Here is a 25,722-nt window from a genome sequence, read left to right on the forward strand (position 1 = left end):
CCTCGAATATTTAGCAATGAATACTTCTTCTTTATCCATGGCCGTGCAGCCTGGCAAACGGCAGTCCTGGTTGGCGGTTAGCGCTGTTGGCTTGGCCACCTTTTCAGTCGTCACCACGGAAATGTTGCCCGTAGGTTTGTTGACCTCCATTGCAGACAGTTTGCAGACCTCTACAGGGACGGCGGGTTTGCTGATTTCCCTGCCTGCCTTATTGGCCGCCTTGTTTGCGCCGCTGGTGGTGCTGGCTTCCGGCGGCGTTGACAGGCGACGCATCCTGTGTGGATTGCTGGCCTTGTTGGTGATGGCCAATATTGCGTCTGCCCTGGCTCCCAGCATCGTCTGGATGCTGGCCGCCCGTGTACTGGTCGGCTTTTGCATGGGCGGTATCTGGGCCATTGCAGGTGGTCTGGCTTCCCGTCTTGTTCCGGCTCAGTCAGTAGGTTTGGCAACCTCGATCATTTTTGGTGGGGTTGCCGCCGCTTCTGTATTGGGTGTGCCATTGGGCGCCTTGATGGGCGATCTGCTTGGGTGGCGCTGGGCGTTTGGTGGCATGGCGTTACTGAGCGCTTTGGTGCTGATCTTCCATCTGGCCGTGATTCCTTTTTTGTCCGTATCGCGCTCGACCACATGGCGCCAGTTCGCCGAGCAATTGGGCAATCGGCGGTTATGGTTTGGCCTGCTGCTGACCGTGATCCTGGTTGCGGGGCATTTCAGCGCGTTTACCTTTGTGCGACCTCTTTTGCTGTCTGCTTCGGGCATAGGCTCTGAATGGATAGGGGGCTTGCTGTTCGCTTATGGTGTGGCCGGGATTGCAGGCAACTTCCTGATCGGGATTTCGGCGGCGCAACGCACTGAAGCCAGCTTGATGGCGATAGCGTTGGGTCTAAGCATCACTGCTTTGCTTTTCTTGACAGTGGGTGGTTCACCGCTGAGTGGAGGTGCGATTTTGCTGCTTTGGGGCCTGGCGTATGGCGGGGTGTCGGTAGGGCTGATGAGCTGGATGATGAAGGCTGCTGCCAACGCGGTTGAGGTAGCCACCGCGTTGTACGTGGCTGTCTTCAATATCGGCATAGGGCTTGGCTCCTGGCTGGGTGGGCAGTTTGTGGATGCCTATGGCTTGAATGCAAATCTGGGGCTGGCTGGCCTGGCCTCTTTTGTTGTGTTTTTGCTGCTTTTCGGAGCAATTTTGCGACAAAAAACCTGAGCGAAAAAACAGGGCCCGGACTGATTTTCCCGGGCCTGCAAGGACGCAAGCGCGGGTTATTGCTTATTGGAGTCTTGAAGGAGCGCTGCGACGATGTCTGTCAGAACTCCTTGAAATATTCTGTACATTGTTATGTTGTACGGTATAGGGATGCTTTCTGGCTGACCTCCTCTTATGGGCACACAATGTCGGTATGGGTGGTCTTAATTAAGGGCCTTGTATGACGCAACTTCAGCGCTCCATTACTATTCCGCAGCTCAACCCCACTATTTGGAACACTCTTGAGCTCGTGCGCTTACGCCAAACTCCCTGGCACAAGAAACAAGCTGTTTTCGAACAATTACAGTCGCTGGGATTAGTCCAAGCCATCCCTCAAACGACGCAGACTCCTTCCCCTTTTCCCGCTCCCCTGATAGCCATGTTGACCGAAGAAGGGCGGCAATTGCTGGAAGCCCGATCCAATCACCAAGAGGCCTTGATCAAGCTTCTGGATGCTTGACCCCTTGGCTTGAGCTGGCTTGGCTGGCTTGTCCCTTGCCGGACAAGTCCGGCCGCTTGCCCTCTTTGAAAACGCGCCGGGTCCGTGACGCCCGGGCCGAAAACTGTATAATGCTGGTTTTATATACAGTATTTCGATCATGGAGCTATCGCGCAAACTCGAAATTCTGGCCGATGCGGCAAAGTACGATGCCTCTTGCGCCAGCAGTGCCGCGCCTAAACGGGATTCCCGTGGGCGTACGGGCTTGGGTGCCAGTACCGGTGCCGGTATTTGCCATAGCTTTACGCCGGACGGGCGCTGCGTGTCGCTGCTCAAGATACTGCTGACCAATTTTTGCCAGTATGACTGCCTGTATTGCGTGAACCGGCGCTCCAGCAACGTGCCACGCGCGCGTTTCCGGCCGGCGGAAGTGGTGGATCTGACGTTGGATTTTTATCGGCGCAACTATATAGATGGTCTGTTCCTGAGCTCGGGCATCATACGAAGCTCGGACTACACCATGGAGAGTCTGGTCGAGGTGGCGCGCTCCCTGCGCGAAGATCACCATTTTCGTGGCTACATCCACCTTAAAACCATTCCGGATGCCGATCCGCAGTTGATCACGCTGGCTGGTCATTATGCAGACCGACTCAGCGTCAATATCGAACTTCCTACGGATGCGGGCCTGCATCGCCTGGCGCCCGAGAAAAGTGGCCACACGATCAAGCGGGCGATGGGGGTGATCCGTCTTGCCCAGGAGCAGGCGCAGGAAGAAAAACTTCCCAAGGTACCCGCCGGACAAAGCACGCAAATGATTGTGGGTGCGGATGCGGCGGACGACCGCAATATCTTGCAAACAGCGCAAAATCTGTACGGTGCCTACAAGCTCAAGCGGGTGTATTACTCTGCGTTCAGTCCTATTCCGGATAGTTCGTCGGCGCTTCCCGCACAGCCGCCACCGCTCCTGCGAGAGCATCGGCTGTATCAGGCCGATTTCTTGCTGCGTAGTTACGGTTTTCGGGCCGAGGAGCTGTTTCAGGACAAGGGCGATTTGCCCTTGGATATTGATCCCAAATTGTCATGGGCCTTGTCCAACCGGGCCGTATTTCCGGTGGATCTGAACCGGGCGCCGGAGCGCCTGATTGCTCGTGTGCCCGGCATTGGTGTCCGTAATGCCAAGCGTTTGGTCGAGTTGCGTCAGATGCGGGCTATCCGGTATCAGGATCTGATCCGTTTACGTTGCTCCATCAAAACATTGCAGCCCTTTGTCGTGGTACAGGATTACCGTCCTGGCCTTGCCGACGCGACGTCCGACAAATTGCGGCGCATGCTGTCGACCAATCCGCAGCAATTGAGTCTCTTATGAGTACGCTCTGTTCGCCGGCCGGGTTTGTTCCTGACGATGGGGGGCGAGCATGGTGAGCTTGCAGGTTGACGGCGGCTATAGCGCCTGGCGTGAGCAAGCCTTGCGCGCTCTGGCGGCAGGCTGGTCACCAGAGCAGCTTTGCTGGAGTGAAAAAAGTCGGGAGGCGGGCGCGGCCAGCCAGCAGATGGGCTTGGATTACGAGCTGTCTTCTCCTGTGTCCTCTATGTCCTTGCGGGAGCCGCAGGTCTGTGAGCCGAACGCCGAGTTTGCCGTTCGCATTTCGAAAGGGCTGAGCGCCTTGCTGCAGGATGCCGCCTTGTGTCGTACTCCGGAGCGTTGGGCCTTGCTCTACCGCGTGTTGTGGCGTTGGCACCATGGCGAGCGCAGTGTGGCGTCTGTGGCTGATGAGGATGGGGCCCGCTTATATGAAATGGCGAAAGCCGTGCGCAAGGAAAAGCACGACATGATGGCGTACGTACGGTTTCGCCATTGCGGGCAGGGCAAGCGGCCCGAGTATTGGGCCTGGTTCGAGCCCGAGCACGAGGTGCTGGAGTGGATTGCCGACTATTTCTCCAAACGTATGGGGAGCACCTCCTGGTGCATCGCGACGCCACAACGTGTGGCGCTGTGGGATGGTGAAAACTTGCAGCTGCGTGATGCGCCTGAGAATGTGGATGAATTACGCAGCGGTCCGTCGGACGATCAGGTGGAAGCCTTGTGGTTACGTTATTACCGGAGCATTTTTAATCCTGCACGTCTGAATGAAACGGCCTTGCAGCAGAGCATGCCTGTGCGATTCTGGAAAGGTTTGCCTGAAGCAAGCCTGATTCCCGCCATGGTCAGTGAAGCGCGTAACGGGGCGCGGCGAGTCGGACAGTCTGGTCTTGTTGCCCGGATGCCGGGCAAGTCGGTAGCGGTGACGGCTGATTCTGCCCAGCCCATCCGGGGTGAATTGTCTGTGCTGGAGCGTTGCCGGCGATGTGGTCTATGGGAAAACGCGACGCAGGCCGTGCCGGGAGAAGGCCCGACAACAGCCCGCATGATGTTGCTGGGCGAGCAGCCGGGCGACCACGAGGATTTGGCTGGCCGTGTTTTTGTCGGGCCAGCCGGGCAGGTTCTGGATCAGGCCTTGCAGCGTGCAGGCCTTGACCGCGACCAGCTGTATGTAAGTAACGCCGTCAAACACTTCAAATGGGAAGGGCGTGGCAGGCAGCGTTTGCATGTCATTCCATCCCCGGCTGAAGTGCAGGCATGCGGACATTGGTTGCGGGAAGAGCTGGCGCAGCTTGAGCCTGCCGTCATCGTCACTCTGGGAGCGACTGCCCTGACGGCCTTGTTGGGCTCAAAGGCGCGATTGGCTGATTTCCTGTCCAAACCCTTTTTGTGGGGCCAGACGTGGGTTATTGCGACCTGGCATCCTTCCTATGCCTTGCGTGTGCAGAATGCCGCCCGGCAAGAGGAAATTGTCAGTGGCATTGCCCAGGCCATGCAAATGGGGTGGCAGCTGGCCAATGCGCCCACGGCTGATGGCGCTTGAAAGCGGACACTAGGGCAGCCGCCGGATCTCCTGGTCTTGCACCGTGCTCAGCAATTCCTTCACGCTGCCTTGAGTCAACTCAAGTTCAGGGGCCAGGTCTGCCAGCGGAACCAGCACAAAGGCACGCTCGTGCATGCGGGGATGGGGCACGATCAACCGTTCCGTATTAATCTGCTCTTGCCCGTAAAGCAGCAAGTCTAGATCCAGGGTACGGGGTGCATTACGGTACAGGCGCGTGCGGCCGTGCTCTTGTTCGATGTGTTGCAGACGGTCCAGCAAATTCTCGGGAGCCAGAGTGCAGGTGAAGCGGACGACTGTATTGACGTAATCCGGACCACTGGAATCGACGGGAGCCGTGCTGTAGAAATGGGCCAGCGTCAGATCCTGGATGCCAGCAGTAGCGGCCAGTTCTGCCGCCGCTGTTTCCAGAGTTTGTCGTGCTTCGCCCAGATTCGCGCCCATGGCAACAAAAACGGTGTTGCTGCCTGGAATCACGATTCGCTTCCGCCTGCCGCGTTGCTGCGTTTGGCATTGGAGCGACGGCGACGGGTACGACGCTGGCCGCTGCGCGAGCCAGTGGCGGCGGTGCCAGCGGGTTTACGCACGGCAATCATATTGCTGCGTTCTTCGTCGCCCGCATCAGCCAGATCCATCCACCACTGTGCCTGCACGCTATCCACCTCTTTGGCTTCGGCGCGTAGTTGTAAAAAGTCCACAGCGGCACGGAAACGAGGTTGTTCCGTCATGCGCCAGATAGCGCGGTTGGCGATGCGTTCAAAACGGGGCTGCATGAACCAGATTTCACGCATATCCGACTGGAAGCGCTTTTGAATTGGCATGATGCGGCTTTGTTTTTCCAGGATCAGGTCGGCGGCTTCCAGCAAGGCTTGCTGGGGATGCATGTCCTGAGCGCTGCGTCGGTCCCACTCCTGCTTGACCAGCTTCCAGAGCAGGCACGCATAGATAAAGCTGGGGCTGACCGACTTGCCCGCGCGAACGCGGGTGTCGGTGCGGGCCAGGGCCATATCCAGAAATTCCGAGCCACCAGGCAAACGTTGAACTGGCTCCACCATGGGCAAGAGCTTGCTGTGCAGACCCAGAGCCTGCAGGCGCTGGATGCAGTCCATGGCATGGCCGCAGTTCAGCAACTTGAGTGTTTCGTCAGCCAGACGGGATTCGGGCACGTTCTCGATCAGACGCGACAAGGAACGAATCGGTGCGTCTGTCGTGGGTTCGATGGTGGCATCCAGTTTGGAGGCAAAGCGCACGGCACGCAGCATGCGCACCGGGTCTTCGCGATAGCGGGTTTCCGCATCACCAATAATGCGTACCTGACGGTCTTTCAGATCGGCTACCCCGTTGTGGTAGTCGATAACGGTTTCGGTCAGGGGATCGTAGTACAGCGCATTTAGCGTGAAGTCGCGGCGTGCGGCATCGTCTTCGATGGTGCCGTACTCGTTGTCGCGCAGGATACGGCCATGTTCGTCGGTTTGCTTGCCGCTATCATCGGCCCGGAAAGTCGAGGTTTCGATGATTTCCTGGCCAAACACCACGTGAACCAGGCGGAAGCGGCGGCCAATGATGCGGGCACGACGGAACAGGGGGCGGATTTGCTCGGGCGTGGCGTTGGTCGCCACGTCAAAGTCCTTGGGCTCCAGGCCCACCAGCAAATCGCGCACTGCGCCGCCCACGACATAGGCTTGATAGCCTTCGTGGTTCAGGACCTCGCACACTTTGATGGCATGACGCGAGACCAGACGTCGGTCTATGCCATGTTCTTCTCGTGTGTAGCGGCGCGGCCCTTTGGGACGCGCGCTTTTGGCTGGTTTGAGCAGCCGGTCGACAAATGTTTTTATTGTTCGCTTGAGCATGCGTCTGATTTTACGATTTGCTGTCCATCATGTCAGCGAACAAATCGATGACGACCCAATTGCGTTCGGTAGCCACGGCACGCAGCTTGTCGCTGGGGTTGGTTGCCACGGGGTCGGTCACCACTTCCATCAGGGGCAGATCGTTGGGCGAATCGCTGTAAAACCAGCTGCGCTCGAAGTCGGCCAGGGTTTTGCCCATGGTTTGCAGCCATTGCTCCACACGGGTGATCTTGCCAGCCTGGAAGCTAGGCACACCACTGATCTTGCCGGTGTAGCGGCCGTCTTTCATTTCAGGAGTGGTGGCGATCAGGTGGTCTACGCCCAATGCCGCAGCAATGGGGCGCGTCACGAATTCGTTGGTGGCGGTCACGATCGCCACCAGATGGCCCTGGTCCTGATGCTGGGCGAGCAGTTCGCGGGCAGCCGGGCTGATCGAGGGCAGGATCACGGCCTGCATGAACTCGTCCTGCCAGGCCAGCAATTCTTCCTGGCTGGCGTTGGTGAGCAGGCCCAACATGAATTCGGCCGATTCTTCGGCCGTCAACAATCCCTGGTTATAGCGTTCCATCAGGTCTTCATTCAGACGGATGGCTTCAGCGGGATCACCGACGCGGCCCGTACGGGCCAGGAAGTCAGCCCACTGGTAATCGCTATCTAAAGGAAGCAGAGTGTGGTCCAGATCAAACAGGGCAATAAAAGAAGAAGCAGTCATGACTCAACTAGAAGATTGGGTCTGGCTGTTGGCCAGAAGTTCTTTGAGCAGGGGTAAAGTGATGGGGCGTTTCTTTACCAGTGAATAGTTGTCCAGCGCATCGATCAGTGCGCTCAAGCGGTTCATATCGCGATCGTAGTGAGTCAGTATCCAGCTGAGCACTTCCGCTTGCAGTTGCAGACCGCGGGCAGCGGCCCGCTGTTGCATGGCTTCGGCCCGGTGGGCGTCCGACAGGTATTCCAGTCTGAATACCAGGTCCCAACCCAGGCGTGTGCGCAAGTCCTCGCGCACGGACATGGTTTTGGGAGCCCGGTCGCCGGAGACCAGCAGCGTGAAGGCGTCTGGCCGGGTGGCCGACTCGCGCCAGCGATTGTACAGTGCAAATACGGCAGCCTGACCGTGCTCGTCAAAACGTTCGATATCGTCGATGGCCAAGAGGCTGGGAGGGGCTTTGTCATCGGTGGCGATGTCAAAGATGGGCTGGGAGGGAGTATCTGAACTAAAATAGCGGCTGTCGTCTTGACTGGCCATCGCCCGCAGCAGATGTGTTCGACCTGCGCCGGGCGGTCCCCACAGGTAAACCGCGCGTCCTGGACTGCACTGACGCAGAGCCTGCAACGCAGCCTGATTCGCTCCGGCAACAAAGTTGTCCAAAGAGGCAGGCGGTGCTGGAGATATATCCAGAATCAGTTGCTCGGTCATGTGTCGTACAATTTCGTCCAACTCGCAATTTTCACATATCCCACGGCTTTTCCCATGAAAAACACTACTTCTGTTTCCTTGACCTACCGCGATGCAGGCGTGGATATCGACGCGGGCGATGCCCTGGTCGATCGTATTAAACCACTGGCTGCCAAAACCATGCGTGCAGGCGTCATGGCTGGAATCGGAGGCTTTGGCGCTTTGTTTGAAGTGCCTACCCACCTTAAAGAGCCCGTTCTGGTGTCCGGCACCGACGGTGTTGGTACCAAACTACGCCTGGCATTTGATTGGCAGCGCCACGACACTGTGGGTATAGACCTGGTGGCCATGAGTGTCAACGACATTCTAGTCCAGGGCGCAGAACCCTTGTACTTTCTGGATTACTTTGCCTGCGGCAAGCTGTCGGTCGACACGGCTGCTCAAGTAGTTGGCGGCATTGCCAAGGGTTGTGAACTGTCCGCTTGTGCCCTGATCGGTGGCGAAACGGCAGAGATGCCCGGCATGTACCCCGAAGGCGAGTACGACCTGGCCGGTTTTGCAGTAGGAGCGGTAGAAAAATCGCGCATTATCGACGGCAAATCCATTGTTCCCGGTGACGTGGTTCTGGGTCTGGCTTCCAGCGGTGCCCACTCCAATGGCTACTCCCTGATTCGCAAGATTCTCAAGCACGCCAACGCCAAGCCTACCGACGAGCTGGATGGCCGTCCTTTGGCTGACGTGGTCATGGAACCCACCCGCATTTACGTGAAATCCGTGCTGGCTGCCTTGGCTGCCCACGGTGCGGACATCAAGGGCCTGGCTCACATCACGGGCGGCGGCTTGCTGGAAAACGTGCCCCGCATCCTGCAAAAGCACCTGACTGCCCGCCTGAAGCGTGACTCCTGGACCATGCCTGCCTTGTTCCAGTGGTTGCAAAGCAACGGTAACGTGGCCGACGAAGAAATGTACCGCGTGTTCAACTGCGGTATCGGCATGATCATCATCGTTCCTGCAGACAAGGCAGACGCCATCAGTGCAACCTTGTCCGAGCAAGGCGAAACCGTCTACCAACTGGGCGAAATCCTTGAGCGTCAGGAAGGTCAGGCACAGACTGAAGTGGTCTGAAACCCCCGGATCTTTCCGTGAATAGAAAAGCCAGCTCCTTGAGCTGGCTTTTTTTATTCCCGCACCCCATCCGGAAGTCCTCTGTATTAGCGCTTCGAATCTGGTGTATTTGATTTTCAAATAAGGTTTATATGAAATTAATTATGCCGTTTTTCGAGCTAATCCGAATTTAAGTATTACTCGTACATTCCATAATGTTCCCCGCTCAACAAGACTCCTACAGTAGCGGCAAGCGTGTAGAAATATCAGCTGAAATGTTAGAAGCAATTTCTAAGGGGGAAGAAAATGGAGCATAGCGATTTATCCTTGAAAGACCCGCATCCGTCCTTGCATAACGAGGATCTGGCGCCTTTGCCACGACAAAAACGTTTGTGGGGCTGGTTCGAGATTTTCAACGTCTGGTCCAACGATATTCAAAGTCTGTTTGGCTATACCTTGGCCGCCACCTTGTTTATTTCTTATGGTCTGAATGGCTGGGCCGTGTTTGCTGGCATCTTGCTGGCCGGTTTCATTGTGATGGGCCTGGTGAACCTGAGCGGTAAACCCAGCGTGCTGTATGGCGTTCCTTATCCCGTGATTGCCCGTATCAGCATGGGGGTGAGGGGGGCCAAGTTTCCGGCCCTGGTGCGCGGGATTGTGGCTATCTTCTGGTACGGCGTGCAAACCTACTTTGCCTCTACCGCTCTGGCCTTGTTGTTCAATGCCTTGCTTGGCCACCCCGGCGGTGCCTTGTTTTTGGGGCTGGATTGGGTGGGCTGGCTGTCTTATATCGTGGTCTGCATCTTGCAGCTGGGCATTTTCCTTATGGGCATGAAGTGGATTACGCGTTTCCTGAACTGGGCGGGGCCTTTGGTGTACCTGGTGATGTTCGCCTTGCTGGCCGTGATCTGGTACAAGGCGGGCAGCGGCCTGCTCGATAAAGTGGGCGAGATTTTTGCCGGCAAGGGCACTTACGAGGGCGGCCCCTTGATGGCTTTTGGTGCGGTTGTAGGCACCATGGTGGCGTACTTTGCGGCTGTCGTGATCAATTACGGTGACTTCTCGCGCTTTGTGAAAGACGAGCGCAGCATGCGCATCGGCAACTTCATGGGCTTGCCCGTCAGCCTAGCCGTGTTCTCTTTCCTGGCCTTGTTCATTACCGCTGGCACAGCCGTGCTGTTTGGTGAAACCCTGACCAACCCCACTGATATTGTGGATCGCGTCGATAGCCTGGCTTTGACGGTGATCGCCGCTTTGACCTTCTTTGCCGCAACCGTGGGGATCAACCTGGTGGCGAACTTCATTCCGCCTGCCTTCGATCTGGCTAACCTCAAGCCCGAGCTGATCTCCGCCAAGATGGGCGGCATTCTGACTGCCGTGATTGCGTTCTTTATCGGTGCCTTGTGGCTGCCCTTGATCAGTGCCATCGGGATTACCGGTTTCGTGGACACCTTGGGCGCCTTGCTGGCTCCCTTGTACGGCATCATGATTGTGGACTTTTACTTGATCCGCAGGCAGCGTGTGGTGGTGTCGGATCTGTTCTCCCTGAAAGAAAGTGGTACTTACTACTTCCAGAATGGCTGGAACAAGCGCGCCATGACCGCCTTTTTCTTGGCTGCCGTGTTCTCGGTGGCGACGGTGTGGGTGCCTGCCTTGGCGAATATGGCCGGTTACGGCTGGCTGATTGGCGCCTTGCTGGGTGGTGTGTTCCAATACGTGGCCATGCGCACTCAAGTCTTGCCCAAGCTGAACGGGGCTTCGGTGTAAAAACCGTATTTCGGGTAAAAAACGATCTTTTTGAACCGCCTCTGGCCGTTGGATACCATCCAGCTGCCGGGGGCGGTTCGCAAAAAAGCGAGATGCTTAGCTGAGTATCAGGCTGGCCAGATCTGGCGTGCCGCTTGCACGATCTGCTCGGCGGCTTGCGGGTTCTGGCAGTTGAATTGCTGACGCTCGGGTTCGGATCGCAGCCAGGTCAATTGGCGTTTGGCCAGTTGGCGAGTCGCGGCAATAGCCTGTTCAATGGCCAGGTCCAGGCTGACTTCGCCGTCCAGATACGACCATAGTTGCCGATAGCCCACACAACGAATAGAGGGCAGGCCGGGATGCAAGTCAGGGCGCTGGTAAAGCTTTTCCACTTCCTGCAGCAGTCCTTGTTCGATCATGTCGTGATAGCGAACCGCGATACGTTTATGCAGCCAGGATCGGTCTTCCGGTTCCAGGCTCATGGTGACGTACTGATGGCTGCCTTCTTGCGGCTGGGCCTTGTCCTTTAGCCAGTCGCTCATGGTCTTGCCGCTGATATGGAAAATCTCCAGGGCACGTTGAATACGCTGGCTATCGCGGGGGGCCAGCCGGGCAGCTGTTACCGGGTCGATACGGGTCAGCTCTTCGTGCATGCCGGGCCAGCCGATTTCCTGGGCGCGCTCATCCAGTTGCTGGCGAATGGCGGGGTCGGCCTGCGGCAAGTCGTTCAGGCCTTCACGCAGAGCTTTGTAATACAGCATGGTGCCGCCACACAGCACGGGGTAATGCCCGCGTGCCCGGATTTCCTGAATCAGGCGGGTTGCGTCAGTGGCAAATTCCGCGGCTGAATAGCTTTCAGCCGGGTCGCGAATATCCAGTAAGTGATGGAGAATGGCCGCTTGTTCTTCCGCGCTGGGCTTGGCCGTGCCAATGTCCATGTCGCGGTAAATCGTGGCCGAGTCCATCACAATCACTTCAATCGGCCAGTGTTGGGCCAGGATATGCGTGCTTGCGCTTTTGCCGCTGGCCGTTGGGCCAGCCAGACACAGAATGGGTAAATCGTTCATTGTCCACGCATAAAAAGTTTGTCCAGCTCGCTGAGCTTCCATTGGAACCAGGTGGGGCGACCGTGATTGCACAGATCAGCCCTGTCGGTTTGTTCCATCTTGCGAAGCAAAGCGTTCATCTCGGGGATGCTCAGGCGGCGATTGGCACGTACCGCACCGTGGCAGGCCATGGTGGAAAGCAGCTCGTTGCGCTGTTCATCCAGATGGCGTGACGACCCTACCTGTGCCAGGTCGCGCAGTACGGCACGGGCCAGGGATTCTATATCGCCTTGAGCCAAGAGGGCAGGGACGGCACGCACGGCCATGGTGGTGGGGCCGGCCGGGTTCATGCTCAGGCCCAGATCGGCCAGCGTTTCCTGATGCTCATCCAGCAAAGCGATATCGCTTTCCGAGCAGCTGAACACTACTGGCACCAGCAGATCCTGACGGGGCAGTTCGCGGCCATCCAGAGCTTGCTTCAATTGTTCGTAAACTACGCGTTCATGCGCGGCGTGCATGTCCACCAGAATCATGCCCTGACGGGTTTCGGACAGGATATAGATGCCGTGCAACTGGCCCAGGGCCATGCCCAAGGGAAACTCGTCCGTCGCGCTGTCTGCCTCGCTTTGATAGCTGGTGACTGGCGTGTTACTGGGAGCAGGCTCAATCGGACGGTACATGCTTTTCCAGTCCACATTGCCGCCGCCAGATGGCTCGCGCAGGCTGAAACTGGATTGCCAGCCTTGGCGAGCTGGATGGCTGTACGGCATGGCGGGTTCGCTGCTGGTATAGGAGCTGCTGGGTGCGCCAGGAGTGGCCGAAGGGTAGGGCGTGCCCGTTATAGGAGGCTGGGTAGCGCCTTCAGGTAAAGGCATGGCGGCAACTGGCGTTTCCCCGGCCATGCTGCCTTGCGCCAAGGTTTGTCCGACAGACTGCAGCACAAAGCGGTACACGGCGCCGCTGTCACGGAAGCGGACTTCATGCTTGGCGGGGTGTACGTTCACATCCAGCGTGGAGGGGGCAATATCCAGAAACAGGGCATAGGCAGGCTGGCGATCCCCATGCAGCACATCGGCATAGGCACTGCGTATGGCGTGTGACACCGTGCGATCGCGTACAAAGCGGCCATTCACAAACAGGAACTGCTTGTCTGCGCTTGGGCGAGCGTGGGCCGGGTGAATCACCAGACCACGCAAGCTGATCAGCCCCTGTTCCTGGGCAACGGGCAGGCTTTGTTCAATGAACTCCTTGCCCAAAATATCCAGCAGACGCTGTTCCAGCGTGCCGCTGCGCCAGTGGCGCTGGGGCTTGTCGTTGTGGAAAAGCCGGAAAGCGATCTGCGGCTGTGCCAGGGCAATGCGCTCCAGCGCGGTCACGCAATGGCCGTACTCCGTGCCTTCCGTACGCAGGAACTTGCGACGGGCAGGGATCTCGTCAAATAGCTGACGTACATCCACATGCGTACCAATCTGCCCGGAGGCGGGCTGGGGTTCAGCGTGGCCCAGCGAGTATTCCCAGGCGTGCGGGTCGTCCTGGGTGCGCGAGTTGATCGTCAGACGGGCTACCGAGGCAATAGAGGGCAGGGCCTCACCCCGAAAGCCCATGGAGGCCACGGACTCCAGTTCTTCCAGCGAGCGAATCTTGCTGGTGGCATGTTGCAGCAGCGCCAGGGGCAACTCTTCCTGGGTGATGCCGTGGCCATCGTCGCTGACAGAGATGCGGCGTATGCCGCCGCCGTCCAGACGAATCTCGATGGCACTGGCTCCGGCATCAATGGCGTTTTCCAGCAATTCCTTCAGGACAGATGCCGGGCGCTCGATAACTTCACCGGCTGCAATTTGGCTTACAAGCAAGTCCGGGAGTGGGATAATACGGCGTCTTGATGACATAGGGCGGCTGGCCTTGTGTGTATTCAGGGTTGAACAATACACGTTCAACGGGTTTCAAACGGTAGCGGCTTATTTTAACCGCTTGCTCTATGGTGTCGGTCTGGCCAGTATCGGACTGGCTGGATTGTTATTTTGGTGTGGAACTATGCCCGATTTACTCAGCATGATCCTTCATATTGACCAGTACCTGGGTGTGTGGGTCGAGCAGTATGGAGCCTGGATTTATCTTGTTCTGTTCTTGATTATATTTGGCGAGACCGGGCTTGTGGTTCTGCCATTCCTGCCGGGCGATTCCTTGCTGTTTATTGCTGGAGCCTTTGGCGCTTCGGGCATGCTGGACCCGGTCATGCTGGGTGGCCTGCTGATCGTGGCAGCGGTGCTGGGGAACACCGTGAACTATCACGTGGGGCGGTATATAGGTCCGAAAGTCTTTACCCAGGAATCCCGATTCCTGGATCGCCGTGCGCTGGTCAAAACCCATGCTTTCTATGAAAAGCATGGTGGCAAGACCATCGTCATTTCCCGCTTCCTGCCTCTGTTTCGCACCTTCGCGCCCTTTGTGGCCGGTGTGGGCCATATGAATGCCATGCGCTTTCAGATGTACAACATTACCGGCGCGGTGCTGTGGATTTGCAGCTTGATTACCCTGGGCTACTTCTTTGGTAACGTGCCGTTCATCAAGGCGCATTTGAATACCATCGTGCTGATTGGTATTGCGGCTGCCGCGGTGCCTGTCGTGGCTGGGGCCTTGTGGAAGATCTTCAAGCGCAAGAGCAAGGGTGATGCGGCTTTGTAGGATGTGAGGCCGGGTTGCTCGGCTGTTAAGGGCCACGGAAAGGACGCCAGAAGGTGTCCTTTTTTATTTCGGAAACCTGTCAGATATCGCTGTTGTTGGCGAGGGGGTAAAAGCCGTCGCAAAATCTGGGTTTAAGCGTCCAAGCGTCCAAGTGTTCAAGTGTTCAAGTGTTCAAGTGTTCAAGGTAACTATTGGCACTCTCCGTATTTTTGAAAAAGCTGCCTCTGTTTCAGCCTTTAGCAAAGAATGCCTCAGTTTTCTTGAGGGGGAGCAGCTAGTCTGCAGGCGGGGCTCTGGCCTGTGCTGCGCACGGGTACCCTTGTCTCTTGAGCTATCCAGGCGCCCCGTGAACTCGCGCGATAGCTCGTCCCCCGGACGAGCTATAAGCGTCGCGCTCAAACAGCACGGGGCTTGTATCCTGGATAGCTCAAGAGCCTGCGGCCAGAACCCTGACTTGCCCTCCGACTAGCTGCTCCCCCTCAAGAAAAGGCCACACCGATTCAGGTTCAAACAGGTCCTTGCCCAAAGATGTTCTCTTTTCTGAACAGCTTCAGACTCTACAGAAATAAAAAAAGCGCAGCATTTTTTGCTGCGCTTTTTTCATCGAACCAAGCAGATAGTTAGCTGCGGCTGGCCAGTGCCGGAAACTCGGCAAAATATCCCCGGATGCCGGTCAGAATGGCTTGGGCAATCTTGTCCTGATGCGAAGAACTACGCAGCAGACGCTCTTCCTCCGGATTACTGATAAACGCTGTTTCGATCAGAATCGACGGGATATCCGGTGCTTTCAGTACAGCAAAACCAGCGCGTTCAACATTGCGCTTATGCAGGCGGTTGATCTTGCCGATCTCGCCCAGCAGGCGCGAGCCTACTTTCACCGAATCGTTAATCTGTGCGGCCGTAGACAGGTCCAGCAGAATTTGCGCAACCTGACGGTTGTGGGAACCCAGGTTCAAACCGCCGATCAAGTCAGCATCGTTCTCTTTCTTGGCCAGCCACCGAGCAGCCGAGCTGGTGGCACCGTTTTGAGACAGGGCGTAGATAGACGAGCCACGCGCACTAGGCTTGATCCAGGCGTCAGCGTGAATACTGATGAACAGGTCAGCTTTTACCCGACGGGCTTTTTGCACACGCACTTGCAGTGGCACGAAGAAGTCCGAGTCGCGCGTCAAGTAAGTGCGCATATTGGGCTGCGCATCGATCAAACGCTTCAGGCGGCGGGCAATGTTCAGCACCACATCTTTTTCACGCGTACCACCGGGACCAATGGCACCGGGGTCTTCACCACCATGGCCAGGGTCCAGCGCAATCAGTAAAGGACGATTTGGAGTGCCCGGAGTGGCTCCGGGCGAAGGGGAGCGCGGTGGAGTTGTAACAGGAGGCGGCGTACGAGCGACGGGCGGCAAGGTCTGCCCTTGTACCGTGGGCACAGGAGCATCAGGCGAGTTTTGAGCCAGGCTTTCCAGGACGGAAGCCAGGGGGTCGTTATCGTCCTGAATTTGCAAAGCCAGCAGCGGGTCTTGAGCCACGCGCGGGTACAAGTCCAGCACCAGACGGTACTTGTATTCGCCAACGGGCTTGAGGGTAAAGATCTGGGGAGCGACGGCCTGTTTCAGATCCAGCACCAGACGCACGACGTCGGGGCGGTTCTGGCCCACGCGCACGGAGCGAATGTAGGGGTCATTGGGGCGGACCTTGGAAACCAGCTCCTCGATGGTGCGGTTCATGGTCAGGCCCTGGATGTCCACCACCATGCGATGGGGGTTTTCCAGTGTGAAATGCTCGGCCTTGAGCTCGCTATCCATTTCCAGGGTGACGCGGGTGTATTCATCTGCCGGCCAGGTACGGACGGCCACGATAGTGCTGGCATTCGCCAGTCGCGGGATGACAGGGAGCAGGAACAGGGTAGTGGCCGTGGCGACGAATCGGCGACGGGCCTTGCCGGCTGGGGCTACTTCTGCAGGCTGGGGGCGAGTGTCGTAATCCATAGCGTTCCTTTGGCGCTGCGTGCATCCAGGGTGGCCAAACGACCGTCACCGCAATAATCCAGGTGTAAATCCAGATCGGGCTCGGGCAATAAATCCCCTGCTTTTTCGGGCCATTCGATCAGCACAACAGCATTGTCTTGCAAAATATCGCGAAAACCTGCATCGACCCATTCTCGTGGATCGCTAAATCTATAAAAATCAAGGTGATAGAAGTATAAGCTAGAAACTTTATAACTTTCAAGTAAAGCGTAGCTAGGACTTTTGATACGACCGGTAACGCCGCAAGCCCGCAACAGGGCTCGAACGAAGTGGGTTTTACCGGCGCCCAGGTCACCATGAAGATGAATTCGGCCGCCCGTGGGCACACCAGGAACCTGACCGCTTAGCAGCGGGGCAAGGCGCTCGGCCAGGGCCGTGGTGGCGTCCTCGTCAGGCAAGGACAGGGTTAAAGCTTGCAGATTCATAGGCTTGGATCAGGTCGCGAGGGATAACCACAATGGAATGGTCAAGCCCGCTAGTATAGTGCCGATCGACATGGTCAGCGCGACCAGACGGCTATCGGCTCCCATGCGGGCAGCCAGTACGTGGGCAGAAGAGGCGGTGGGCAGAGCGGCAAATACCAGTAACATCTGGCGCTCCAGTGTGCTCATATCCAACACCCAGGCAATTGCCAGGGCCGCCAAGGGTAAAGCCAGCAGCTTGATGGCGGTAATCCAGCCGATCAAGGCCCCCGCACGCCGTGAGCCTTGCAGGGACAAAGTGGCGCCTACACACAACAGACCAATCCCCAGGGCGCAAGCCCCCAGGCGGCTAAAGGCCAATTGAACCGGGCCGGGCACGGGCAAACCGGCCAGATTCCAGGCCAGCGCGGCAACAGTAGACAGGATCAGAGGATTTTTGAGCAGCTCGATGGCGATGCGGCCTTGTTGCCCACGTGCCAGCACGGTCACGGCCACCATATTGGCCATGGGAACAGAAAAACCCACCAGCAAGGCCATGACGGCCACGCCTGATGGGCCGGCAATGGCACTGGCCAAGGACATCCCTAAATAGGTATTGAATCGGAAGGCGCACTGGGTCAGGGCGGCGTGTTGCAAATGTTCGGGTTTCAGAATGGGCAGGGCCAGCCAGGCCAATACAGTACCCGCAGCAATTAAAACAGCCGCCGCCACCAGTAAGGGCCAGGTATCACCCAGATTGAGCGGGATGCGAGTAATGGAATCAAACAGCAGGGCTGGAAACAGGACGTAATAGACCAGCTTTTCGGCACCCTGGAAAAAATCCCGGCTGAAGTGGAAGCGATGCAGCAGCAAAGCCCCCAGCGCTATCAACAGAAAATCGGGCAGGATCAGCGGGAATATTGTGGCCATGATGACGGTAATTAAAGGCAGATATAGGTATATCCCCTGTAGGTATCTGCTTTCAGAATTAACAATTGTTGGGGATTAGCTGCGCTATTATTGATGAGTTCCCCTTACCCAGGGGATGGATCTACAAAAAGACTAAAGAGGAGATGTTCCCATGATAGAGAAGTTTCCCAAGAAATTTGCGCTGCTATCCCTTTGTGCAAGTTTGTCCATGATCGGCACGGCCAATGTCGCTCACGCTCAAGCTGATTACCCTAATCAGGCGATTCGCGTCATTGTTCCTTTTGCGCCTGGTGGCTCCACCGATATTGTGGCGCGTATTGTGACCAAGGGCATGAGCGAAGTGCTGGGCCAATCCATGGTTGTGGAAAACAAGGGGGGTGCCGGTGGCGCTATCGGAGCGGCAGAAGCGGCTCGCGCCAAACCTGACGGCTATACCTTGTCAATTGCCACCATCTCGACTCTGGCAGTGAATCCCGCTTGCCGCCCCAATGATCTGCCCTATGATCCCTTGAAAGACTTTGTGCCGGTCAGCAACTTTGCCAACCTGCCCAACGTGATCGAGGTCAATCCCAAATTTCCGGCACAAAACTTCAAGGAGTTTGTGCAGCAGTTGAAAGACAATCCTGGTAAATATTCCTACGGCAGCTCGGGCACCTGCTCGGTTCTGCACTTGTTTGGTGAAGCCTTCAAGCTGGAAACCGGCACTGATATCGTGCACGTTCCTTACCGTGGCGCCGGCCCGGCTGTGACGGACGCGGTGGGTGGTCAGATCAACGCCATGTTCGATAACTTGCCTTCGTCCATGGCCCAGATCCAGGCTGGCAATTTGCGGGCACTGGCGATTGCCTGGCCTGAGCGCCTGCCTGCTCTGAAAGATGTGCCTACCTTGGCCGAGGAAGGCTACCCGCAGCTGAACAGCCCGGCCTGGTACGGTTTGCTGGCTCCCAAAGGAACGCCTCCTGAAATCGTTGCCAAATTGCATGCCGCTGCTGCTGAGGCTTTGAAGAAGCCGGAAATTATTTCGGCTCTGGAAAAGCAGGGTGCCACGCCTTCGGGTAATTCGCCTGAAGAGTTCGCCAAGGAAATCAAGGAGCAATACGACTGGGCCCACGACGTGGTCAAGAAAGGCAATATCAAGTTGGAATAAGCCTTTGCTGCCTGATTGCAGTCATAAAAAAACCGGCCTTCGCAGGCCGGTTTTTTATTTCAGTCCCCAGAGGGCTTAGCTACGGTTGGCTTGCAGCACGGTCAAGGCCGTCATATTGATGATGCGGCGTACGGTCGAGCTGTAAGTCAGGATGTGCACCGGAGCGTTGGCACCCATCAGGAAAGGACCGATGGCCACGTTGCTGCCAGCGGCGGTTTTCAGCAGGTTGTAGCTGATGTTGCCAGCATCCACGTTCGGGCAGACCAGCAGGTTGGCCGAGCCTTTCAGCGAGGAGTTGGGCAAGGTGCGATTGCGCAAGCTTTCGTCCAGAGCGCAGTCGGCATGCATTTCACCGTCTACTTCCAGGTCAGGGGCTTGCTCCTGAATCAACCGCAGGGCTTCACGCATTTTGGGGCCGGAAGTGGCCGAGTCTGTACCAAAGTTGGAGCGCGACAGCAGGGCCACCTTGGGTTCCAGACTCAGCGTGCTCAACATGCGGGCCGCTTCAATCGTGTATTCCGCAATTTCCTGTGCGTTCGGGTCGTCGTTGACGTGCGTGTCGGTCAGGGCAACCGTACGCTCGCCCAGCAGCAGGATGTTCATGGCGGCGTAGACGCTGGAGCCGGGCTTGCGGCCGATCATCTCGTCGATGTAACGCAGGTGGTTGTGGTAGGAACCGATGGTGCCGCAAATCATGCCGTCGGCATCGCCCAGGTGCACCATGGTCGAGCCAATCAGAGTCAGGCGACGGCGCATTTCCACGCGAGCCATTTCCTTGCTGATGCCGTGACGGCACATTTTTTCCCAGTACGTTGTCCAGTACTGGTGGAAACGGTCGTCGGACTCGGGGTTGGTCACTTCCACATCCACGCCCAAACGCAGGCGCAGACCAAATTTCTTGATACGGGACAGCAGCACGGCAGGGCGGCCGACCAGAATCGGGTGGGCCAGCTTCTCGTCCACAATCACTTGCACGGCCCGCAGCACACGTTCTTCTTCACCTTCGGTAAAGACGATGCGGGCCTTGCCGCCTTCGCGCACCAGTTGCTTGGCCACAGCAAAAACGGGCTTCATGAATGCGCCGGAATGGTAGACAAACTGTTGCAGCTTGGCGATGTAGCCTTCCAGGTCAGCGATAGGGCGGGTTGCTACGCCTTCTTCCATGGCGGCCTGGGCCACAGCGGGGGCGATACGCACGATCAGACGTGGGTCGAATGGCTTGGGAATCAGGTAGTCGGGGCCAAAGCTCAGGCCGTAACCACCGTAGGCAGCGGCCACGGCTTCGTCTTGCTCTTCTTCAGCCAGGGCGGCAATCGCGCGGGCAGCGGCTTTTTCCATGCCACGGGTAATCGTGGTGGCGCCCACATCCAGTGCACCGCGGAAGATGTAGGGGAAGCACAGCACGTTATTGACCTGGTTCGGGAAGTCCGAACGGCCGGTTGCCATGATCACGTCATCGCGAGCGGCTTTGGCCACTTCAGGCAGAATTTCGGGGGTGGGGTTGGCCAATGCCATCACAAAAGGACGGTCTGCCATTTTTTGCAGCATTTCTGCTTTCAGCACACCACCGGCGGACAGGCCCACGAAAACGTCAGCGTTGTCGATCACATCAGCCAGCTTGCGGGCCTCGGTTTCTTTGGCGAAGCGGGCCAGTTCAGGCACTTGATGGCCGGGGCGGCCTTTGTAGACTACGCCATCAATGTCGGTGACCCAGACGTTTTCTTCGGGCAGACCCATGTCTACCATCAAGTCCAGGCAAGCCAAAGCGGCTGCACCAGCACCGGAGGTCACCACCTTGATCTTCTTGATGTCTTTGCCGACTACTTTCAAGCCGTTCAGGAACGCGGCTGTCACACAAATGGCCGTACCGTGCTGGTCGTCGTGGAAGACGGGGATGTTCATGCGTTCGCGCAGCTTGCGCTCAACTTCAAAACACTCGGGTGCCTTGATGTCTTCCAGGTTGATGCCACCAAAGGTAGGCTCCAGACCGGCAATGATATCCACCAGCTTGTCGGGATCGGTTTCGTTGATCTCGATGTCAAACACGTCCAGGCCAGCAAACTTCTTGAACAGAACGGCCTTGCCTTCCATCACGGGCTTGGAGGCCAGGGCGCCAATATTGCCCAGACCCAGCACAGCAGTCCCGTTGGAGATCACACCCACCAGATTGCCACGGCCGGTGTAGCGGAAGGCATTCTTTGGGTCGACAACAATTTCTTCACAAGCAGCGGCCACACCGGGGGAGTACGCCAGACCCAGATCGCGTTGGCTGACCAGCGGCTTGGTGGCGGCAATCGTCACTTTGCCGGGAATGGGGAACTCGTGATAATCCAGTGCAGCTTGTCGATCTACGGGTGAACTCATGGTTTCCTCTTGCTCAGGCGTCAAACAGGTGTTTGGTGGAATCGGGGGATGGCGTGGGAAGTAGGCACCAGCGCCGCTTTTCAACAAGTGTAGATAATTAAACAGGCCAGGGTATTAGGGCTTATTATTACCCCATTAGTAAATGCTTATAGTATGGGGTAAGGGCTTGGAAACAAACGATATTGCGCATCGCTTGGTGCAACGACTCAAGCTGCGTCACTTGGCCTTGCTGATCGAGATCGAACGCCTGGGTTCGCTAACCAAAGTGGCGGATTTGATGGCGATGAGCCAGCCTGCAGTGACACAGGCCCTGGCCGAGGTTGAGCAGGTGTTTGCTACTGCCCTGTTTCTGCGTTCTTCCCGTGGCATGGAGGCAACACCACAAGGGCAAATCGTGATTTCACGTGCCCGGGCCATGATGCAGGACATGGAGTTGCTGAGCCTGGATTTGCAGGCGCACAGCTTGGGGCGGCAAGCGCATTTGCGTCTGGGGGTGATTCCTTTGGTGTCCGGCAAGCTGATTTCCGCGGCGCTGCGGGCGACCCGTCCCCAAGGACAGGTGGTCTCGGTCAGTATTACCGAGGGGCTGACGGAAACCCTGCTGGAACAACTGCGTGATCATGCCCTGGATGCCGTGGTGGCGCGCAGTTCTCCGGATTTGAATATGAAAGGGCTGCGACATGAGGCCTTGTACGCGCAGCAACCGCGCCTGATTGCCAGCCGGGAACTGGCAGGCCGATTGGGACGACGCAAGCTGGACTGGGCGCAACTGCAGGATCTGGACTGGATTCTGGGGCCGCGCAATACGCCCATGCGGCGGCAGGTGGCGAACCTGTTTTTGCGAGCAGGCTTGCTGGAGCCGGTGCCCAGCGTGGAGACTTCCTCACCCAAGCTGATCGGTGAGTTGATTGTGAACCACTCCCGGGCCGTCTCCGTGGTCCCCACTGAAATTGCCGAAGAGCTGGTGCGCGTGTCCGGCGTGGCCATCGTGCCGTATTCCTTTGAGTGGGGTTTGTCGCCCATTGCGCTCTTCACGCGGGTGGCCGGTCAGCAGCGTCCCGTGGACAAGCTGTTCGCGCAGGAACTGAAACGGGTGTGTACTGATAAGACTGTGCCCTTGGAACGGGGGGCTTTTTTCTACTAGTGTCGTTTTGTCTGCTGCGGGTTGATTGTTAGGGTCACATTGGGAGCGCCCTATGCCGAGCGGGCTGGGCGGGACCTGAGGGCAGGATGTCATACCTGCCCAGGAAACCGGAGCCGCTCACTGACAAGAACCGCCCCCCGCTTTCATGTCCAGGAGTCTGAGAGGGGGGGGTACAGCGGCCTGCTTGTTGCTGTCTGGGTTAGGCAAGCAGCGGCTTACTGATTGACATACCAGATCGCCTTGGTTTGCTGGTACTGATCCAGGGCTTCCATTCCCTTGTCCTTGCCGCCAAAACCGGACAGTTTGAAGCCACCAAAGGGCGCGGTGATATCACCTTCGGAAAAGCCATTCACCGAAACGGTGCCTGCCTTGATTTTGCGCGAGACACGTTGTGCGCGCCGCACATCCAGTGTGTAGATGGAGGCGGCCAGGCCGTATTGGGTGTCGTTTGCCAAGGCGATCGCTTGCTCTTCTGTCTCGAAGGTCGTGATGGCCAGAACGGGGCCGAACACTTCTTCCTGGAACAGACGGTCTTCCGGGGTGATGTGATCGAAGATAGTGGGCTCGATATACCAGCCACTGCCCAGGTCACTGTGAATGCGCCCCCCATGAACCAGTTTGGCGTTTTTTCCGGGGTTCTGCAGAAAGCTGGCCACTTTTTCAAAGTGCGCTTTTTCTACCATCGGTCCGATAGACACATCCGGGTCCGTAGGCAGACCTACTTTCCAGGAACTCAGCCCCTGTTTGAGTTTTTGCAGCAGCGTGTCTTTCAGGCTGCTGTGTACGATCAGGCGGGAGCCGCAGCTGCAGTTTTCGCTCATGTTCCAGAATGCGGCCGCCAGGATGGAGGGGACCGCCTCGTCCAGTAGGGCATCCTCAAAAACGACCTGGGGGCTTTTCCCCCCGCATTCCAGTACCACCTCCTTCAGATTGCTTTCTGCGGAGTATTTCAGGAACAGGCGACCCACTTCGGTGGAGCCGGTAAACGACACAATATCCACGTCCTCGTGCCGTCCCAAAGGCTCTCCGACTTCCTCGCCTGTCCCTGTGACCAGGATCAGGGCTCCTGCGGGGACGCCTGCCTGATGAGCCAGCTGTGTCATGCGGTAGGCGCTCAGACTGGTCAGCTCGGACGGCTTCACAATGACCGAGTTGCCGCACACCAGAGCAGGGGCTACTTTCCAAGCGTACATCTGGGCCGGGAAGTTCCAGGGAAGGACGGCCGCCACGACCCCAATGGGTTCCTTGGTGATCAAGCCCAGCGCGTCGGAGCCGGTTGGGGATATTCGGCCAAAGCATTTATCAGCCGTTTCCGCATACCAGCTGAAGGTATCGATGGTGGCGGGCATGTCAGTATTCAGACATTCGGTGATGGGCTTGCCTGCATCCACGCAATCGAGTGCGGCCAGTTCCTCGGCGTGTTGCTCCAGCAAGGCGACCCACTTGAGCATGATCTTTTTACGGTCTGCCGGAGACAGTTCAGACCACTCGCCCGACTCAAAGCTTGCGCGTGCGGCAGCGACCGCCGCTTCTACATCCGAGGCTTGGCCAGCGGAGATCTTGCCAATCACGGCCAGATCGATAGGGCTGACGTTATCGAGCAGGGCCGAAGCCGTGGTTTGATAGCCAGGAATCAAATGGGAAGCGTGCAGCTTTCCGGCGCGGGCCAACTCAAAGACAGTCTCTTTCTGCGTGGGCATTCAAGCCTCCTGTTCTACTTGGTAAGCGTTGATCTGGGCCAGGAAGTCGTCGCGTTCCTGCGCTTCAACTGGCAGCAGGGGCAAGCGCACCGAACCGACATCAATGCCGTGGCGCACGCAGCCCAGTTTGGCCTTCTGGTTGTAGTTGCCGGACTCCATGGCGGCAATGGCGGGCAGCATGGCTGCCATCATGTGACGCACGCTGTCCCAGTCTCCTTGTTCGGCTGCCTTGAGCATTTGAACCTGCTCGGCCGGAAACACATTGGCTCCGCCACTGATCCAGCTGCGCACACCCCAGAACAGGAAATCGGCCGCCTGATCATCACAGCCGCAAACAACCTGGAAGTCGGGCAGATTGGCATTGACCATAGCCACTACCCGGCTGAAGTTACCGCTGCTCTCCTTGATGCCCACAATGTTTTTGACCTTGGCCAGTTCGTAAACGGATTCAAGCTCGATCTGGATGCCAATGCGTGCCGGGAAGTTGTACATGACAATCGGCAATTCGGTGGCCGCGGCGACCTCCTTGAAATACGCCACCACTTCATTCTGGCCGGGCAGGCTGTAAGGGGTGGGGGAGAGCATCAGCGCTTCGTAACCCAACTCCTCGGCTTCACGGATCCGGCTGATGGCTTCGGCAGGTGACATGGAGTTCACGCCAGCAATCAGTGTTGTACGGCCACGGCCGATTTTGGCAACAATCTCCAGCACGCGGCGGCGCTCTTGTGCGCTCAGTGCGTAGTATTCGCCCGTGGTGCCACAAGCCACGATGCCACCCACGCCGGCTTCAATAAAACATTCAACCAGACGCTCCAGAGCGGCTTCATTTAGCTGGTTGTTGGCGTCAAACGGGGTAACGATGGGAACGAGAATGCCGTTCAGATTCATGATGTCTCCAGATTATTAATAGATTATTGATACGTTATTCAATGACCTTGCGGGTGAAGGCGCTGAGGTAAGCCATCAGCGTTTCAGAGCCCTGCAAGGCCAGGTCGGGATTTCCATCCTGGATACCTTCGGCCAGGGTCAAATGAGCCTGGGCTCCGGCTTCCAGATCGCCTTCATATTGGTAGGCGTACCAGAATCGTCTGCACTGAACGATCATGGGTGTGACCGCTTGAACCGCAAAGGTGTTGCGACAGGCCTGGTGGATCACTTCGTCCAGATGCTGGTCGGCCAGCATGTAGGCGTCGATATCCTTGGCGTTGGCAGCATCCACCATGGCCTGGGCGTGGCCGAGCAAGGTGCTGCGCTGGGCCGGGGTCGCCCAGCGGGCGGCGCCCTGCACAATCAGGCGCTCCAGAACCCGGCGCGTTTCAATCAGGGTCAAATGTTCAGCCACACGGATCTCACTGACACGCAGACCACGGCGGGGTTGCTGCTCGATCAATCCCAGGGCCACCATGCGCATCAGGGCTTCGCGCAAGGGGGTGCGTCCCAAACCTGTCATTTCCACCAGATCACTTTCCACAATGGCCTGACCAGGCTCCAGTTTGAGTGTGGCAATTAACTGCTCAATCGCTTGATAGGCGATTTCAGCGGCACGAGAAGAAGGGATGGGGGCGCTACTCACAGAGAC

Annotated in this window: 22 protein-coding genes; 9 read left to right on the top strand and 13 right to left on the bottom strand. The window is 57.5% G+C overall.

Features of this window, described 5'->3' with window-relative positions:
• The first annotated feature begins 16 nt into the window (after positions 1 to 16).
• The 4 genes from CPY64_RS02865 to CPY64_RS02880 all read left to right on the top strand — a co-directional run bounded on the left by CPY64_RS02865 (position 17) and on the right by CPY64_RS02880 (position 4,585).
• A complete protein-coding gene (locus tag CPY64_RS02865; RefSeq protein ID WP_042483656.1) occupies positions 17 to 1,204 on the top strand; it encodes an MFS transporter in 1,188 nt (395 codons plus the stop codon).
• Positions 1,205 to 1,424: 220 nt separating this feature from the next.
• Entirely contained in the window at positions 1,425 to 1,703 is a 279-nt protein-coding gene (locus CPY64_RS02870; RefSeq protein ID WP_022983473.1) for a hypothetical protein, read from the top strand.
• A gap of 139 nt (positions 1,704 to 1,842) precedes the next feature.
• Entirely contained in the window at positions 1,843 to 3,048 is a 1,206-nt protein-coding gene (locus CPY64_RS02875; protein ID WP_042483658.1) for a putative DNA modification/repair radical SAM protein, read from the top strand.
• A 49-nt stretch (positions 3,049 to 3,097) separates the two neighbouring features.
• Entirely contained in the window at positions 3,098 to 4,585 is a 1,488-nt protein-coding gene (locus tag CPY64_RS02880) for a UdgX family uracil-DNA binding protein (protein ID WP_042483661.1), read from the top strand.
• Between the two features lie 9 nt (positions 4,586 to 4,594).
• Here the strand turns inward: CPY64_RS02880 and folK are convergent, their stop codons facing one another.
• The 4 genes from folK to hda are packed head-to-tail and all read right to left on the bottom strand — an operon-like array spanning position 4,595 to position 7,870.
• Positions 4,595 to 5,047, bottom strand: a complete 453-nt coding sequence (folK, locus tag CPY64_RS02885) for a 2-amino-4-hydroxy-6-hydroxymethyldihydropteridine diphosphokinase (RefSeq protein WP_042484399.1) — start codon at positions 5,045 to 5,047, stop codon at positions 4,595 to 4,597.
• A 29-nt stretch (positions 5,048 to 5,076) separates the two neighbouring features.
• Complete coding sequence (gene pcnB / locus CPY64_RS02890; RefSeq protein ID WP_042483664.1) at positions 5,077 to 6,456, bottom strand: polynucleotide adenylyltransferase PcnB; 1,380 nt, start codon at positions 6,454 to 6,456, stop codon at positions 5,077 to 5,079.
• A gap of 10 nt (positions 6,457 to 6,466) precedes the next feature.
• Positions 6,467 to 7,168 (bottom strand): HAD family hydrolase, encoded by a 702-nt coding sequence (locus CPY64_RS02895; RefSeq protein ID WP_009461280.1) that lies wholly within the window; start codon positions 7,166 to 7,168, stop codon positions 6,467 to 6,469.
• Between the two features lie 3 nt (positions 7,169 to 7,171).
• Positions 7,172 to 7,870: a DnaA regulatory inactivator Hda gene (hda, locus tag CPY64_RS02900; RefSeq protein WP_022983475.1), complete on the bottom strand. Its 699-nt coding sequence runs from the start codon at positions 7,868 to 7,870 to the stop codon at positions 7,172 to 7,174.
• A 54-nt stretch (positions 7,871 to 7,924) separates the two neighbouring features.
• On the opposite strand from hda, the gene purM reads away from it, so the two are divergent.
• Both purM and CPY64_RS02910 read left to right on the top strand, forming a co-directional pair.
• Positions 7,925 to 8,974, top strand: coding sequence for a phosphoribosylformylglycinamidine cyclo-ligase (gene purM / locus CPY64_RS02905; RefSeq protein WP_022983476.1), 1,050 nt, complete (start codon positions 7,925 to 7,927; stop codon positions 8,972 to 8,974).
• Positions 8,975 to 9,259: 285 nt separating this feature from the next.
• Positions 9,260 to 10,720, top strand: coding sequence for an NCS1 family nucleobase:cation symporter-1 (locus CPY64_RS02910; RefSeq protein WP_042483668.1), 1,461 nt, complete (start codon positions 9,260 to 9,262; stop codon positions 10,718 to 10,720).
• Between the two features lie 107 nt (positions 10,721 to 10,827).
• On the opposite strand, the gene miaA is transcribed toward CPY64_RS02910, so the two are convergent.
• Positions 10,828 to 11,766: a tRNA (adenosine(37)-N6)-dimethylallyltransferase MiaA gene (miaA, locus tag CPY64_RS02915; RefSeq protein ID WP_042483670.1), complete on the bottom strand. Its 939-nt coding sequence runs from the start codon at positions 11,764 to 11,766 to the stop codon at positions 10,828 to 10,830.
• Complete coding sequence (mutL, locus tag CPY64_RS02920; RefSeq protein ID WP_042483673.1) at positions 11,763 to 13,634, bottom strand: DNA mismatch repair endonuclease MutL; 1,872 nt, start codon at positions 13,632 to 13,634, stop codon at positions 11,763 to 11,765. The genes miaA and mutL overlap by 4 nt, the downstream gene beginning before the upstream one ends.
• A 145-nt stretch (positions 13,635 to 13,779) precedes the next feature.
• Here mutL and CPY64_RS02925 point away from each other — a divergent pair, with 145 nt between their 5' ends.
• Entirely contained in the window at positions 13,780 to 14,430 is a 651-nt protein-coding gene (locus CPY64_RS02925; RefSeq protein WP_042483676.1) for a VTT domain-containing protein, read from the top strand.
• Positions 14,431 to 15,050: 620 nt separating this feature from the next.
• Here CPY64_RS02925 and CPY64_RS02930 read toward each other — a convergent pair.
• Genes CPY64_RS02930 through CPY64_RS02940 form a run of 3 tightly spaced genes read right to left on the bottom strand, consistent with a single transcriptional unit; the run spans position 15,051 to position 17,788 of the window.
• Positions 15,051 to 16,418: an N-acetylmuramoyl-L-alanine amidase gene (locus CPY64_RS02930; RefSeq protein WP_042483679.1), complete on the bottom strand. Its 1,368-nt coding sequence runs from the start codon at positions 16,416 to 16,418 to the stop codon at positions 15,051 to 15,053.
• On the bottom strand, positions 16,382 to 16,882 hold the full coding sequence (tsaE, locus tag CPY64_RS02935) for a tRNA (adenosine(37)-N6)-threonylcarbamoyltransferase complex ATPase subunit type 1 TsaE (RefSeq protein ID WP_042483682.1): 501 nt from the start codon (positions 16,880 to 16,882) through the stop codon (positions 16,382 to 16,384). The genes CPY64_RS02930 and tsaE overlap by 37 nt, the downstream gene beginning before the upstream one ends.
• A 9-nt stretch (positions 16,883 to 16,891) precedes the next feature.
• Positions 16,892 to 17,788, bottom strand: a complete 897-nt coding sequence (locus tag CPY64_RS02940) for an AEC family transporter (RefSeq protein WP_042483685.1) — start codon at positions 17,786 to 17,788, stop codon at positions 16,892 to 16,894.
• A gap of 208 nt (positions 17,789 to 17,996) precedes the next feature.
• On the opposite strand from CPY64_RS02940, the gene CPY64_RS02945 reads away from it, so the two are divergent.
• Positions 17,997 to 18,935 carry a tripartite tricarboxylate transporter substrate binding protein BugE gene (locus tag CPY64_RS02945; protein WP_022983479.1) on the top strand — a complete coding sequence of 313 codons (939 nt, stop codon included), beginning with the start codon at positions 17,997 to 17,999 and terminating at the stop codon, positions 18,933 to 18,935.
• A 75-nt stretch (positions 18,936 to 19,010) separates the two neighbouring features.
• Here the strand turns inward: CPY64_RS02945 and CPY64_RS02950 are convergent, their stop codons facing one another.
• The gene (locus tag CPY64_RS02950; protein WP_042483687.1) at positions 19,011 to 21,299 is read right to left on the bottom strand and encodes an NADP-dependent malic enzyme; all 2,289 of its coding nucleotides are present in this window, start codon (positions 21,297 to 21,299) and stop codon (positions 19,011 to 19,013) included.
• 142 nt (positions 21,300 to 21,441) lie between these two features.
• On the opposite strand from CPY64_RS02950, the gene CPY64_RS02955 reads away from it, so the two are divergent.
• Positions 21,442 to 22,443: a LysR substrate-binding domain-containing protein gene (locus CPY64_RS02955; RefSeq protein ID WP_042483689.1), complete on the top strand. Its 1,002-nt coding sequence runs from the start codon at positions 21,442 to 21,444 to the stop codon at positions 22,441 to 22,443.
• Positions 22,444 to 22,658: 215 nt separating this feature from the next.
• Here CPY64_RS02955 and CPY64_RS02960 read toward each other — a convergent pair whose 3' ends face one another.
• Genes CPY64_RS02960 through CPY64_RS02970 form a run of 3 tightly spaced genes read right to left on the bottom strand, consistent with a single transcriptional unit; the run spans position 22,659 to position 25,716 of the window.
• On the bottom strand, positions 22,659 to 24,143 hold the full coding sequence (locus CPY64_RS02960) for an aldehyde dehydrogenase (protein WP_042483693.1): 1,485 nt from the start codon (positions 24,141 to 24,143) through the stop codon (positions 22,659 to 22,661).
• Positions 24,144 to 25,031 carry a 4-hydroxy-tetrahydrodipicolinate synthase gene (dapA, locus tag CPY64_RS02965; RefSeq protein ID WP_042483696.1) on the bottom strand — a complete coding sequence of 296 codons (888 nt, stop codon included), beginning with the start codon at positions 25,029 to 25,031 and terminating at the stop codon, positions 24,144 to 24,146.
• Positions 25,032 to 25,065: 34 nt separating this feature from the next.
• On the bottom strand, positions 25,066 to 25,716 hold the full coding sequence (locus CPY64_RS02970) for a GntR family transcriptional regulator (protein ID WP_042483700.1): 651 nt from the start codon (positions 25,714 to 25,716) through the stop codon (positions 25,066 to 25,068).
• Positions 25,717 to 25,722: the final 6 nt, after the last annotated feature.

Origin of the sequence: Alcaligenes faecalis (genome assembly GCF_002443155.1) — a bacterium.
Taxonomy (GTDB): Bacteria; Pseudomonadota; Gammaproteobacteria; order Burkholderiales; family Burkholderiaceae_B; genus Alcaligenes; species Alcaligenes faecalis.

Coding starts and splice junctions, on each gene's coding strand:
- CPY64_RS02880 (WP_042483661.1), top strand. CDS start 3,098: ATGGTGAGCTTGCAGGTTGACGGCGGCTATAGCGCCTGGCGTGAGCAA.
- CPY64_RS02925 (WP_042483676.1), top strand. CDS start 13,780: ATGCCCGATTTACTCAGCATGATCCTTCATATTGACCAGTACCTGGGT.
- CPY64_RS02945 (WP_022983479.1), top strand. CDS start 17,997: ATGATCGGCACGGCCAATGTCGCTCACGCTCAAGCTGATTACCCTAAT.
- hda (WP_022983475.1), bottom strand. CDS start 7,870: ATGACCGAGCAACTGATTCTGGATATATCTCCAGCACCGCCTGCCTCT.
- CPY64_RS02895 (WP_009461280.1), bottom strand. CDS start 7,168: ATGACTGCTTCTTCTTTTATTGCCCTGTTTGATCTGGACCACACTCTG.
- folK (WP_042484399.1), bottom strand. CDS start 5,047: ATGGGCGCGAATCTGGGCGAAGCACGACAAACTCTGGAAACAGCGGCG.
- CPY64_RS02930 (WP_042483679.1), bottom strand. CDS start 16,418: ATGGATTACGACACTCGCCCCCAGCCTGCAGAAGTAGCCCCAGCCGGC.
- miaA (WP_042483670.1), bottom strand. CDS start 11,766: ATGAACGATTTACCCATTCTGTGTCTGGCTGGCCCAACGGCCAGCGGC.
- dapA (WP_042483696.1), bottom strand. CDS start 25,031: ATGAATCTGAACGGCATTCTCGTTCCCATCGTTACCCCGTTTGACGCC.
- CPY64_RS02940 (WP_042483685.1), bottom strand. CDS start 17,788: ATGGCCACAATATTCCCGCTGATCCTGCCCGATTTTCTGTTGATAGCG.
- CPY64_RS02960 (WP_042483693.1), bottom strand. CDS start 24,143: ATGCCCACGCAGAAAGAGACTGTCTTTGAGTTGGCCCGCGCCGGAAAG.
- pcnB (WP_042483664.1), bottom strand. CDS start 6,456: ATGCTCAAGCGAACAATAAAAACATTTGTCGACCGGCTGCTCAAACCA.
- tsaE (WP_042483682.1), bottom strand. CDS start 16,882: ATGAATCTGCAAGCTTTAACCCTGTCCTTGCCTGACGAGGACGCCACC.
- mutL (WP_042483673.1), bottom strand. CDS start 13,634: ATGTCATCAAGACGCCGTATTATCCCACTCCCGGACTTGCTTGTAAGC.
- CPY64_RS02910 (WP_042483668.1), top strand. CDS start 9,260: ATGGAGCATAGCGATTTATCCTTGAAAGACCCGCATCCGTCCTTGCAT.
- CPY64_RS02870 (WP_022983473.1), top strand. CDS start 1,425: ATGACGCAACTTCAGCGCTCCATTACTATTCCGCAGCTCAACCCCACT.
- CPY64_RS02955 (WP_042483689.1), top strand. CDS start 21,442: ATGCTTATAGTATGGGGTAAGGGCTTGGAAACAAACGATATTGCGCAT.
- CPY64_RS02950 (WP_042483687.1), bottom strand. CDS start 21,299: ATGAGTTCACCCGTAGATCGACAAGCTGCACTGGATTATCACGAGTTC.
- CPY64_RS02875 (WP_042483658.1), top strand. CDS start 1,843: ATGGAGCTATCGCGCAAACTCGAAATTCTGGCCGATGCGGCAAAGTAC.
- purM (WP_022983476.1), top strand. CDS start 7,925: ATGAAAAACACTACTTCTGTTTCCTTGACCTACCGCGATGCAGGCGTG.
- CPY64_RS02865 (WP_042483656.1), top strand. CDS start 17: ATGAATACTTCTTCTTTATCCATGGCCGTGCAGCCTGGCAAACGGCAG.